This is a genomic window from Bradyrhizobium sp. (assembly GCF_030693485.1).
Taxonomy (GTDB): domain Bacteria; phylum Pseudomonadota; class Alphaproteobacteria; order Rhizobiales; family Xanthobacteraceae; genus Bradyrhizobium.
Genome location: NZ_JAUYAN010000194.1, coordinates 1 through 12,367, shown reverse-complemented (window position 1 = coordinate 12,367; position 12,367 = coordinate 1). Strand labels below are relative to the sequence as shown.

Below are 12,367 nucleotides of genomic sequence, written 5' to 3'. Positions count from 1 at the left end.
TCGTCGGGCAGCCCGCCAAGCGCCAGGCGGTGACCAATCCCGAGCGGACCTTCTTCGCGGTCAAGCGCCTCGTTGGCCGCCGCTACGACGATCCGATGGTCGAGAAGGACAAGAAGCTCGTCCCCTACAAGATCGTCAAGGCATCGAACGGCGACGCCTGGGTCGAAGCCGACAGCAAGACTTACTCGCCCTCGCAGGTCTCGGCTTTCATTCTGCAGAAGATGAAAGAAACCGCGGAAGCCCATCTCGGCCAGAAGGTCGAGCAGGCCGTCATCACCGTTCCCGCCTATTTCAACGACGCGCAACGTCAGGCCACCAAGGACGCCGGCAAGATCGCCGGCCTTGAAGTGCTGCGCATCATCAACGAGCCGACCGCGGCAGCGCTCGCCTACGGCCTCGACAAGACCAAGACCGGCACCATCGCGGTGTACGACCTCGGCGGCGGCACCTTCGACGTGTCGGTGCTCGAGATCGGCGACGGCGTGTTCGAGGTGAAGTCGACCAATGGCGATACGTTCCTGGGCGGCGAAGACTTCGATATGCGCCTCGTCAGCTATCTTGCCGACGAATTCCAGAAAGAGCAGGGCATCAACCTGCGCAACGACAAGCTTGCCTTGCAGCGCCTGAAAGAGGCCGCCGAAAAGGCCAAGATCGAATTGTCATCGACCACCCAGACCGAAATCAATCTGCCCTTCATCACCGCGGACGCATCCGGTCCGAAGCATCTGACCATGAAGCTGACGCGCGCCAAATTCGAGGCGCTGGTCGACGATCTCGTGCAGAAGACCATCGAGCCCTGCCGCAAGGCACTGAAGGATGCCGGCCTCACCGCCGGAGAAATCGGCGAAGTGGTGCTGGTCGGCGGCATGACCCGCATGCCGAAGGTGCAGGAAGTCGTGAAGCAGCTGTTCGGCAAGGAGCCGCACAAGGGCGTCAACCCGGATGAGGTCGTCGCCATCGGCGCCGCGATCCAGGCCGGCGTGCTGCAGGGCGACGTCAAGGATGTGCTGCTGCTCGACGTCACACCGCTGTCGCTCGGCATCGAGACGCTGGGTGGCGTGTTTACCCGCATCATCGACCGCAACACCACGATCCCGACCAAGAAGAGCCAGGTGTTCTCGACCGCCGAGGACAACCAGAACGCCGTCACCATCCGCGTCTTCCAGGGCGAGCGCGAAATGGCCGCCGACAACAAGGTGCTCGGCCAGTTCGATCTGATGGGGATTCCGCCGTCACCGCGCGGCATGCCGCAGATCGAGGTCACCTTCGACATCGACGCCAACGGCATCGTCAACGTCTCGGCCAAGGACAAGGCGACCGGCAAGGAGCAGCAAATCCGGATCCAGGCATCCGGCGGCCTGTCCGAAGCCGACATCCAGAAGATGGTCAAGGACGCCGAGGCCAATGCCGCCGAGGACAAGAAGCGCCGTGCCGCCGTCGACGCCAAGAACCACGCCGACTCGATGGTGCACTCCACCGAAAAGGCCCTGGCCGAACACGGCTCCAAGGTCGAGGAGAGCGAGCGCCGCGCCATCGAGGACGCCGTCAGCGATCTGAAGGAAGCGCTGAAGGGCGACGACGCCGAGGCGATCACCGCCAAGACCAATACGCTGGCGCAGGCTTCGATGAAGCTCGGCGAGGCCATGTACAAGCAGGCGGCCGAAAGCGATGCCGCCAAGGATGCCGCCAAGGACGACGTGGTCGACGCGGAATTCACCGAAGTCGACGACGACAAGAACAACAAGAAGTCCGCTTAAAACGGCTGGTACCATGGCCCTCATTCCAAAGAGCACGCGGATTGCGTCTCCAGGGATGGGGGTCATTTTTCTTTAAGCCGGAGGCTGCATTCTCGGAGGAAGCATTTCCTCGGCGGAAGCACTCCTTCGGACCAAGAACAGAATTTCGGGCGGATTTGACGGATGTCGACCACCAAGCGCTGCTACTACGAAACTCTTGAAGTCGAGCGGAACGCGGACGAGTCCGGGCTCAAGGCGGCCTTCCGCAAGCTGGCGATGAAATGGCATCCGGACAAGAATCCGGGCGATGCCTCCAGCGAAGTCCGCTTCAAGGAAATCAACGAAGCCTATGAAGTCCTGAAGGACGGCGACAAGCGCGCCGCCTATGACCGGTTCGGCCATGCGGCTTTCGAGCAGGGCCAGGGCGGCGGCGGCCCCGGCTTCGGCGCCGGCTTTGCCTCGTCCTTCTCCGACATCTTCGAAGACCTGTTCGGCATGGCCGGGCAGCGCGGGCGCGGCGGCCGCGAGCGCGGCCAGGACCTGCGCTACAACATGGAAATCACGCTGGAGGAGGCCTTCCTCGGCAAGACCGCCCAGATCGAGATTCCGGTCTCGGTGACCTGCGAATCCTGTTCGGGCATCGGCGCCAAGGCCGGCACCAAGCCGAAGACCTGCTCGACCTGCGGCGGGGCGGGAAGGGTGCGGCAGGCGCAGGGCTTTTTCACGCTGGAGCGAACCTGTCCGGGCTGCCAGGGCCGCGGCCAGATGATCGAGGATCCCTGTCCGTCCTGCACCGGTTCGGGCCGGGTGACGCGCGACCGAAACCTGTCGGTCAACATTCCGCAAGGCGTCGAGGACGGCACCCGCATCCGGCTGGCCGGCGAAGGCGAGGCCGGCGTTCGCGGCGGGCCGCCGGGCGATCTCTATATTTTCCTGTCGCTGGCGACCCACGAATTCTTCCAGCGCGACGGCGCCGATCTGCATTGCCGGGTGCCGATCTCGATGGTGGCGGCGGCGCTGGGCGGTGAATTCGAGGTGCCGACCATCGACAAGGGCAAGACCAAGGTGAAGGTGCCCTCTGGAACCCAGTCCGGCCGGCGTTTTCGCATTGCATCAAAAGGCATGCCGGTGCTGCGCTCGCGCCAGATGGGCGACATGTATGTCCAGGTCGTGGTCGAAACGCCCCAGAATCTCACCAAGAAGCAGCAGGAGCTGCTGACCGAGTTCGAGAAACTGTCTTCCGGGGCAACCCAGCCGGAAGCGGCGGGTTTCTTCACCAAGGTCAAGGACTTCTTCGGCAGCCGCGCCAACCCTTGACGACTCCAGCGGCTTGACCGTTTCGGTTGCGACCTATACGTCTTTATGACTGTTTTCCGACAGTCCCGCGACATTGCGGGCCCCGCCTGGTAGCGACAATGCCTTTGCAATCGTCCGTGCGTGCGTTGAAGAAACCCCCTCGTCTTGACGATGAGGTCCGCTTCCTCCGTTCATGGATCGAGAAACCGCTGCGGATGGGCGCGGTGATGCCCTCGGGCAAGGTTCTCGCCCGCACCATGGCGCAGTATGTCGATGTCGATTCCACGGCACCGGTGATTGAGCTCGGACCGGGGACCGGGGCGATCACCAACGCACTGATCGAGCATGGCATCGATCAGAAGCGGCTCGTGCTGGTCGAATATAATCCGGGCTTCTGCGCGCTGCTGCGCGACCGCTATCCGCAGGCCAGGGTCGTGCAGGGTGACGCCTATGCGTTGCGCGACTCGCTCGGCGACGTGCTGGACGCGCCGGCATCCGCCGTGGTGTCCGGGCTGCCGCTGGTGACACAACCGATGCTGAAGCGGCTGAAACTGATCCGCGACGCCTTCGCCGCGCTGGCGCCGGGCGCGCCCTTCGTGCAGTTCACCTATTCGGTGGCGCCGCCGATTCCGAAATCGCTGCCCGGCGTTTCCACCGAGGCCTCCGAGCGCATCTGGATGAATCTTCCGCCAGCCCGCGTCTGGGTGTATCGCAAGGGCTGATCCCTTTCCGGCTTTTGTGCCGGTTCGCCCTGACTTGCGATTGGTTCATGGCCGCGCTGAAAATCCTCGTCATTCCTGGCTCACTACGCACCGGCTCGCACAATGCGAAGCTGGCTTCCGCCGCGGCGCATGAACTGGCGCTGGCCGGCGCCGAGGTCACCCGCATCTCGCTGTCGGATTTTCCGCTGCCGATCTATGACGGCGATCTGCAGACCAGATCCGGCGTGCCGAAACACGCGGTCAACCTCAAGCGGATGATGGGCGCGCATCACGGCGTTCTCCTGGTTTCGCCGGAATACAATGCGTCGGTCTCGCCGCTGCTGAAGAACGCCATCGACTGGGTCAGCCGGGTGCAGGATCCGCACGAGTCCCGCGGCCAGGTTTTTCGCGAGCGGCCGTTCGCGATCGCCGCGGCCTCGGAAAACCGGCTCGGCGGAACCCGCGGCCTGGCGGCGCTGCGGCTGATCCTGACCGCCTGCCAGGCATCGGTCGTTCCCAGCCAGCTCGCGCTGTCATTCGCCAATGAAGCCTATGATGATATGGACAGGCTGAAGCATCCGGCCGACAGCGAGGCGCTGAACGCACTGGTGCGGCAGCTGATCGACATTTCCCAGCGCATGATGTGAGGTGACATGCAAGCTTCCGAGATCGCTCCCCGCGACCGCCTGATTGTGGCGCTCGATCTGCCCGGCGTTCCTGCTGCGGAGGCGATGGTTGCCCGGCTCGGCGACAGCGTGACGTTCTACAAGATCGGCTATCAGCTCGCCTATGCCGGCGGATTGCCGCTGGTGCGCCAGCTCGCGGACCAGGGCAAGAAGGTGTTCATCGATCTCAAGCTGCACGACATCGGCAACACGGTCGCGCGCGGGGTCGAGAGCATCGCCAAACTCGGCGCGACGTTCCTCACCGTGCACGCCTATCCGCAGACCATGAAGGCGGCGGTCGAGGCGCGCGCCGGTTCGGACCTGAAGATTCTCGCGGTCACCGTGCTGACCTCCTATGACGACGGCGACCTTCACGCTGCGGGCTTTCGGCTCGGCGTTTCTGATCTGGTCGAGGCCCGCGCCCAGCAGGCCCAGGTGCTCGGCGTCGACGGCCTCGTCTGTTCGCCGGAGGAAGCGGCGCATCTGCGCAAGGTGGTCGGTCACCAGATGAACCTGGTCACCCCGGGCATCCGGCCTGCGGGAGCTGCAAGCGGTGACCAGAAGCGCATCATGACGCCGGCGCGCGCCATTGCCGCCGGCGCGGATTATCTGGTGGTCGGACGTCCCGTGATGGAAGCGACCGACCCGAAGGAAGCGGCCGAGGCCATTCAGGCCGAGATCAAGCAGGCGTTGGGCTGAACAACAACAAAGGGAGAATGCAAATGGCAAAGGGCTACTGGATCGCGCGCGTCGATGTTCACAGTGACGAAGGCTACAAGGCCTATGCGGCGGCCAACCCCGCCATCTTCAAGAAATTCGGCGGCCGCTATGTCGTGCGCGGCGGCAAGTTCGAAGCGCTGGAGGGCGCAAGCCGCTCGCGCAACGTAGTGATCGAATTCGCCGATTACGAGACGGCGCTGGCCTGCTATCGCTCGCCGGAATACCAGGCCAACATCAAGCTGCGGCAGCCGCATTCGATCGCCGAACTGATCGTCATCGAAGGCTATGACGGGCCGCAGCCGTAAGAGCTCTGCCTCATCCTGAGGAGCCGCGCGGGCTTCGCGCGGCGTCTCGAAGGATGGCAGCAGGCGATGTGTCCGATGGTTCGAGACGCGCGCCGGACAGCGCAACGGCGCTGCCCAACGCGCTCCTCACCATGAGGAAGTGGGTGTGTCGCCCGAGGAGACCCATCAATCCGTTGCCGGAGCGGCCTGCGCCCGCTATAGGGCAAGGGACAATCGAGGTAGCGCGATGGCCGACATGCGTTTGATCGTTGCGGGGGCGGGCGGCCGGATGGGCCGCGCGCTGACGCGCGTCCTCTCGGAAACGCCGGGCGCCGTGCTGACGGGCGCGCTGGAAGCGCCGGGTTCGGAGCTCCTGGGCAAGGACGCCGGCGTGCTCGCCGGCCTGCCCGAAAACGGCGTGAAACTCTCGGGCGATCTGTGGTCGCTGTCGGCCAATGCCGACGGCATCGTCGATTTCACCGTGCCTGCCGCCACCATCGCCAACGTCGCGATCGCCGCCGAGCGCGGCCTGGTCCACAGCATCGGGACCACGGGTCTGTCATCGTCCGACGACGCCGTGATCAAGAGCGTCACCGGGCGCGCCATCGTGGTGAAGTCAGGCAATATGAGCCTCGGCGTCAATCTGCTGGCCGCGCTGGTCAAGCGCGTGGCGCAGTCGCTCGACCATGCTTTCGATATCGAAATCCTGGAAATGCATCACCGCGCCAAGATCGATGCGCCGTCGGGCACCGCCCTGATGCTCGGCGAGGCCGCCGCCGCCGGCCGCGGCGTCGATCTCGGCACCCATTCGGCGCGCGGCCGCGACGGGATCACCGGCGCGCGGCGGCCGGGCGATATCGGCTTTGCGTCGCTGCGCGGCGGCACCGTCACCGGCGATCACAGCGTGATCTTCGCCGGCGCCATGGAGCGCATCACGCTGTCGCATCACGCCGAGGACCGCATGATGTTCGCGCAGGGCGCCATCAAGGCCGCGCTGTGGGCGCGCCAGCAGACGCCCGGACTGTATTCGATGGCCGACGTGCTCGGGCTTCGCGACTTCTGACGCTCTTTTCCCCTCCCCACCGCTTCGCGGGAAGAGGGGAGAAGAAAGCGCTCTGACTCATTTGAACTGGAAAGCGCTTTAGCTGGTTCTGTTCGGCCGCCGCAACGATTTGCCGGTCATCTCGGCCGGCTGCGGCAATTCCATCAGGTCGAGCAGTGTCGGCGCAAGATCCGCCAGCCGACCATCCGCCAGCGACACGTCGCCGCCGCCCACCAGCATCAGCGGCACCGGGTTGGTGGTGTGGGCCGTGTGCGGACCGCCGGTGACGGGATCGCGCATCATTTCGCAATTGCCGTGGTCGGCCGTGACCAGCAGCGCACCGCCGGATTTCTCGATCGCATCCACGATCTGGCCGAGCCCGTGATCCACGGTTTCGACCGCCTTGATCGCAGCCGACAGCTTTCCGGAGTGGCCCACCATGTCGGGATTGGCATAGTTCAGGACGATCAGATCGTACTTGCCCGACCGGATTGCCTCCACCGCCTTCGCCGTCAATTCGGGCGCCGACATTTCCGGCTGCAGGTCGTAGGTCGCGACCTTGGGCGACGGCACCATGATGCGGTCCTCGCCGGCAAAGGGCTCTTCCCGTCCGCCGTTGAGAAAATAGGTGACGTGGGGATATTTCTCCGTTTCCGCCATCCGCAATTGCGTGCGGTTCGCGGCGGCCGTGACCTCCCCCAGAATGTTCGGATAGGTCTGCGGCAGGAATATCGTCTGCATCAGCCGGTCCAGATCCTCGCTGTATTGCGTCATGCCGACCGCGGCGGCGAAGCGCACTGCGCGCTTGCGCGGGAAACCGGCAAATGACGGATCGAGCATGGCGCCCAGAATCTCCCGCACGCGATCGGCGCGAAAGTTGAAGCAGAGCACGCCATCGCCGTCCCTGATGCCGGCATAGCCGCCGATCACCGACGGTTCGACGAACTCATCGGTGTGTCCATGCGCATACGCGTCGGCAATTGCCGATGGTGCGTCGGCAAATCGCGGGCCTTCGGCCTCGACGATGGCGTTGTAGGCTTTGGTGACGCGGTCCCAGCGATGGTCGCGGTCCATCGCATAGTATCGCCCGATCACCGTGGCCACCGGCACCGATGGCGGCAGCGCGGCCTGCAGCCGCTTCAAATCATCGGCCGCCGATTTCGGCGGCGTATCGCGTCCATCGGTGAGGGCGTGTACGACCGCGCGGACGCCGCTATCGGCGAGAATGACCGCCAGTGCCGCGGCCTGGTCCTGATGCGAATGCACCCCGCCCGGCGAAACCAGGCCGATGAGGTGGCAGGTGCCGCCGTTCTGTTTCAGCGTCTGGATCAGGCTGCGGAGCGCCGCGGTGGATTTGATGCTGCCGGAGGCAATCGCATCGTTGATCCGCGGCAGATCCTGCATCACGACGCGGCCCGCGCCGATGTTGAAGTGTCCAACCTCGGAATTGCCCATCTGACCGCCGGGCAGGCCGACATCGAGTCCCGACGTATTCAGGAAGGCGTGCGGGCCGGTGTTCCACAAGCGATCGAAATTCGGCGTGTTGGCCTGAAGAACGGCATTGTCGGCCGGATCTTCGCGCCAGCCCCAGCCGTCCAGGATAGCCAGCATGACAGGACGACGTTTTTGCATGGATCCACCTTTGGCTGCTTACCGAGGTGGTTGTGGGCGATCAATTTGCGGTCGTCAATCGTCGAACGCCGCTACGGGTTCAATGCATCCCGACCTGTCCGGCTTCCCAGCCCAGCATCGCCTGCTTGCGGGTGATGCCCCAGTGGTATCCGGTCAGCGCGCCGCTCTTGCCGAGTGCGCGATGGCACGGCACCACGAACGAGACCGGGTTCCTGCCGACCGCGGCGCCGACAGCGCGCGAGGCCTTCGGCTTCTCGATATTGGTCGCGATGTCGGAATAGCAGACCGCGCGGCCCATCGGGATCTTCAACAGTGTCTCCCAGACGCGCACCTCGAAATCGGTGCCGATCAGCACCACGCGCAGCGGCTGGTCGGCGCGCCACATTTTTTTATCGAACACGCGCTGCGCCAGCGCCGACGTGCCGTCGCGATCCTCGACATAGGCCGCGCGCGGCCAGCGCCGCTGCATGTCGGCGAGTGCGGCCGGTTCCTCACCGGGATCGGCGAAGGCGAGGCCGGCAAGGCCGCGGCCGCTGGCGATCACGATGGCGGTGCCGAACGGCGAGGGATGGAAACCGTAACGCAGCGTCATGCCCGCGCCGCCGTTCTTCCATTCGCCCGGCGACATCGCTTCATGGGTGACGAACAGATCGTGCAGCCGTCCCGGGCCTGAAAGACCGGAATCGAGCGCGGCGTCGAGCACGCTGGCGGAATCGCGCAGCAGGCCCTTGGCGTGGTCGAGCGTCAGCGCCTGCATGAAGGCCTTTGGCGTCAGGCCGGCCCAGCGGCGGAACAGATGGTGCAACTCATCCGGCGTCACGGAGGCGGCTTCCGCCATCGCTTCGATGGTCGGCTGCGCGCGCCATTGCTCCGAGATGAAGGCGATGGCGCGGCGCACCGAATCATAGTCGCGCAGTGCCGCGTTCTGGGGTCCCGGTTTGGTGAGGCGGTGCTCATTCATGGCGAGGTTCATCATGGCTCTGATGTAGGACGCAGCCCTTACGCAAACCACCCGATTCCCGATCGGGCTTCATGTGACGGGATTAAGGGTCGGGCCGCGCTTGGCGGTTTGCAGGGCCGCCAACAAGGCCTTGGCAAAGCTGGCTTTTTCGTCAGGACCCAGAAAGCTCGCGATGGAGACGCGGCGCCCGCGGGAGACCAGATAGAGCTTTTCGATGCCGAATTCGGCGTGGGCTTTCTGATCGAGCTGCACCCACAGCGGATTGAGCACCCATTCGACCACATGGCCGCGGTGGCTGACCCGGCGCACCCGCAGCTCGGACGGCGTGATTCGGATCTCCTCGGTGGCGGCGGCGCGGCGGAAATTGATCCGGAACGCCCACCAGATCACCAGGATATCGAGTCCGAAAAAGCCGAACACCGGCCAGGCGCCCATCAGCAGGAAGGCGAGACCGGCCGCAAAACTGACCACGCTGAGAAACACCATCAGCACGATGAAGCCGGTGCGGCTCAGCGAGCGGTGCGGCGTCAGCAACGCCGAAAACAATTCCGGCTGCGGATCATAATCGTTGCCTGCGGTCATCGCGGGTCAGTATACCCCGATCATGGCGAAAATCACCCGCGTCCTTCAGACCAGGTCCAAACTCCCGGCGGCCAAACCGATCAAAAAAGTGGCAGCCAAACCGGTGCCCGCGCGCGCCGCGAAGAGGCCGGTCAAGCCTGAGCCTTCGAAGAAAAAACCTTCGAAGCCAAAAACTCCGAAAACAAGGCCCTGGAGCTCCGCCGAGGTGTACGAGGCGTTCAGCCGCTTTCGCCATGCCAATCCCGAACCGAAGGGCGAACTCGAACACCTCAACGCCTACACGCTGCTGGTCGCCGTGGTGCTGTCGGCGCAGGCGACCGACGCCGGCGTCAACAAGGCGACCCGCGCGCTGTTCGCGATCGCCGACACCCCGGAAAAAATGCTCGCGCTCGGCGAGGACAGCGTGCGCGACTACATCAAGACCATCGGGCTCTATCGCAACAAGGCGAAAAACGTCATCGCGCTGTCGGCCAAACTGATCGCCGAATTCGGCAGCGTCGTGCCGCGCAGCCGCGCCGAGATCGAATCGCTGCCCGGCGCCGGCCGCAAGACCGCCAATGTCGTGCTCAACATGGCCTATGGCGAACACACCATGGCGGTCGATACCCACGTGTTTCGCATCGGCAACCGCACCGGTCTGGCGCCGGGCAAAAATCCGCTCGAAGTCGAGCTCGGGCTCGAGAAGATGATCCCCTCGGAATTCATGCTGCACGCCCACCACTGGCTGATTTTGCACGGCCGCTACATCTGTCTCGCGCGCAAGCCGCGCTGCGATGTGTGTTTGATCAACGATCTCTGCCGGTGGCCGGAGAAGACGGTGCAGGTTTCACCTCTCCCCGCTCGCGGGGAGAGGTCGCCGCGCACTTCGCGCGGCGGGTGAGGGGGCACCGCTCGTTCCTCATCGTTAGTGGTCGCGGATAGCAGAGCCCCTCACCCCAACCCTCTCCCCGCAAGTGCGGGGCGAGGGAGAAGAAATCACACCACTGGCACCCTCGTCTTCCGTGGCGGTTCGATCAGCTCCGGCCGCGGGCCGCTCAACCTCTTGTGCATATGGACCATGAAGGCCATGCCGAACAGCGGTGTCGCCAGGTTGACGATCGGGATCGACACGAAGGCCGCGATGAACAGGCCCGCGGTGAAGACGGTGGCCGCGTTCGCCTTGCGCATCGCCTTGGCTTCCGCCGGGGTACGAAACCGCATCGCCGCCAGTTCGAAATATTCGCGGCCGAGCAGCCAGGCGGTGGCGATGAAGAAAACGATGAAGCCGGCGCCGGCGATCAGCACGAAGGGCAGCGCGACCAGATAGACCAGCAGCGTCAGAAGTGCGGTCTTGACGCCTTCAGTCATGGCGAGGCCGAACGGCAGCGCGGTGCCGGGGCGCTCCGCCGGATAGTGCTCGAGCTCGACATGGTCGGCGACCTCGTCGACGAAAACGCTGGCCACCAGCGAGGTGATCACCGGCATCAGGAACACCGCGCCGAACACGACGCCGAGCCCGGCCATGATCGAGACGATCCAGGCCAGCACATTGATCGAGGTCTCGAAGCTGGGCCCAAGCATGCCATCGAGCCAGACTTCGCCCGAGGTCGCGAACCAGCTCAGCAGCCGCTGCAGGCCGACTGCCAGCGCGATGATCAGCACCAGCGCCAGCCCGATCGACCGCCACAGGATCGAGCGCATCGGCGGCGACAGGATTTGCGATAGCGCCTTGACGGCGGCGTCCAGCATGGTGGTCGAGTCCTCTTTTCCGAAAAAGCCCTCGCGAGAGGTAGACATGCAGGCCCGGTTCGGCAAGAGCCGGCAAAGCCGGCCTGAACGACGGTGGACCTAGGTTCAGGGAGGGTGAATACTGTACATTGCTCCAACCGCCAAACCCGCCGTGAGGCCCGCATGACCCGCATTGAAGACGTTTATCCCGACGGCCGCGTAAGCCTCCGCGAAACGGGTCTGCGCGACGGCCTGCAACTGGTGAAAACATTTCCCTCGACATCGGCCAAGCAGCGCTGGATCCGCGACGAATACGGCGCGGGGGTGCGGCATTTCGAAGTCGGTTCGTTCCTGCCCGCGAGCACCTTTCCGCAATTTGTCGACGTCCGCGACATCGTCGCGACCATCGCCGCACTGCCAGGCGCGCATGGCGTGGCGTTGGCGCTGAACGAACGCGGCGTCAACGAGGCGCTGGCTTCCGGCGTCGCCGAAATCGCCACGGTGGTCTCGGCCACCGAAGAACACAGCCAGGCCAATGCCAACCGCAGCCGCGAATCCGCCATCGCCAACGTCAGGCGGATGTGCGAGCTGCGCGACGCCAGCCCGCACAGACCGCTGGTCAATGCCGCGATCTCGATGGCGCTGGGATGTTCGATCACCGGTCCGGTCGATCCGAAAGAAGTATTAAAGCTGGTCGAAAAATGCCTGGAGGCCGGTGTCGACTTCGTCGCCATCGCCGACACCGTCGGCTATGCCGGCCCGAAACAGGTCGGCGAACTGACGGCGGCGGCGGTGAAACTGTCGGGTAAAAAACCGGTCTGCGTTCACCTGCACGACACCAGGGGCATGGGCATTGCCAACGCGTCGGCAGCCCTCGATGCCGGCGCGCGGATTCTCGATGGCTCGCTTGGCGGTCTCGGCGGCTGTCCGTTCGCGCCCGGCGCCACCGGCAATGTGGTGTTCGAGGATTTGGCGTTTCTCTGCGAGAGCAAGGGATTTGCCACCGGCATCGATATCGAGAGGCTGATCGCGGTGCGCGGG

At 64.7% G+C, this 12,367-nt stretch carries 12 protein-coding genes and 1 pseudogene; 9 read left to right on the top strand and 4 right to left on the bottom strand.

Going from position 1 to position 12,367, the window contains the following annotated elements:
* From dnaK to dapB, 7 genes are all read left to right on the top strand, one after another.
* The coding region (dnaK, locus tag Q8N40_RS14395) for a molecular chaperone DnaK (protein ID WP_305712296.1) at positions 1-1,757 on the top strand (1,757 nt) is incomplete at its 5' end.
* 162 nt (positions 1,758-1,919) lie between these two features.
* Positions 1,920-3,053, top strand: coding sequence for a molecular chaperone DnaJ (dnaJ, locus tag Q8N40_RS14390; RefSeq protein WP_305712295.1), 1,134 nt, complete (start codon positions 1,920-1,922; stop codon positions 3,051-3,053).
* Between the two features lie 98 nt (positions 3,054-3,151).
* Positions 3,152-3,754: a class I SAM-dependent methyltransferase gene (locus Q8N40_RS14385; RefSeq protein WP_305712294.1), complete on the top strand. Its 603-nt coding sequence runs from the start codon at positions 3,152-3,154 to the stop codon at positions 3,752-3,754.
* A gap of 47 nt (positions 3,755-3,801) precedes the next feature.
* On the top strand, positions 3,802-4,380 hold the full coding sequence (locus Q8N40_RS14380; RefSeq protein WP_305712293.1) for an NADPH-dependent FMN reductase: 579 nt from the start codon (positions 3,802-3,804) through the stop codon (positions 4,378-4,380).
* Between the two features lie 6 nt (positions 4,381-4,386).
* Positions 4,387-5,097: an orotidine-5'-phosphate decarboxylase gene (pyrF, locus tag Q8N40_RS14375; RefSeq protein ID WP_305712292.1), complete on the top strand. Its 711-nt coding sequence runs from the start codon at positions 4,387-4,389 to the stop codon at positions 5,095-5,097.
* A 23-nt stretch (positions 5,098-5,120) separates the two neighbouring features.
* On the top strand, positions 5,121-5,423 hold the full coding sequence (locus Q8N40_RS14370; protein WP_305320433.1) for a DUF1330 domain-containing protein: 303 nt from the start codon (positions 5,121-5,123) through the stop codon (positions 5,421-5,423).
* A gap of 226 nt (positions 5,424-5,649) precedes the next feature.
* The gene (dapB, locus tag Q8N40_RS14365; protein WP_305712291.1) at positions 5,650-6,465 is read left to right on the top strand and encodes a 4-hydroxy-tetrahydrodipicolinate reductase; all 816 of its coding nucleotides are present in this window, start codon (positions 5,650-5,652) and stop codon (positions 6,463-6,465) included.
* A 78-nt stretch (positions 6,466-6,543) separates the two neighbouring features.
* On the opposite strand, the gene gpmI is transcribed toward dapB, so the two are convergent.
* The 3 genes from gpmI to Q8N40_RS14350 all read right to left on the bottom strand — a co-directional run bounded on the left by gpmI (position 6,544) and on the right by Q8N40_RS14350 (position 9,619).
* A complete protein-coding gene (gpmI, locus tag Q8N40_RS14360) occupies positions 6,544-8,076 on the bottom strand; it encodes a 2,3-bisphosphoglycerate-independent phosphoglycerate mutase (RefSeq protein WP_305712290.1) in 1,533 nt (510 codons plus the stop codon).
* 79 nt (positions 8,077-8,155) lie between these two features.
* Entirely contained in the window at positions 8,156-9,052 is an 897-nt protein-coding gene (locus Q8N40_RS14355) for a bifunctional helix-turn-helix domain-containing protein/methylated-DNA--[protein]-cysteine S-methyltransferase (protein ID WP_305712289.1), read from the bottom strand.
* Between the two features lie 54 nt (positions 9,053-9,106).
* Positions 9,107-9,619 (bottom strand): DUF2244 domain-containing protein, encoded by a 513-nt coding sequence (locus tag Q8N40_RS14350; protein WP_305320437.1) that lies wholly within the window; start codon positions 9,617-9,619, stop codon positions 9,107-9,109.
* 22 nt (positions 9,620-9,641) lie between these two features.
* Here Q8N40_RS14350 and nth point away from each other — a divergent pair.
* Positions 9,642-10,439 (top strand): annotated as a pseudogene (nth, locus tag Q8N40_RS14345) (endonuclease III); the annotation flags it as partial.
* 155 nt (positions 10,440-10,594) lie between these two features.
* Here the strand turns inward: nth and Q8N40_RS14340 are convergent.
* On the bottom strand, positions 10,595-11,347 hold the full coding sequence (locus Q8N40_RS14340; RefSeq protein ID WP_305320438.1) for a sulfate transporter family protein: 753 nt from the start codon (positions 11,345-11,347) through the stop codon (positions 10,595-10,597).
* A gap of 162 nt (positions 11,348-11,509) precedes the next feature.
* On the opposite strand from Q8N40_RS14340, the gene Q8N40_RS14335 reads away from it, so the two are divergent.
* On the top strand, positions 11,510-12,367 hold an 858-nt coding region (locus Q8N40_RS14335), incomplete at its 3' end, for a hydroxymethylglutaryl-CoA lyase (RefSeq protein WP_305712288.1).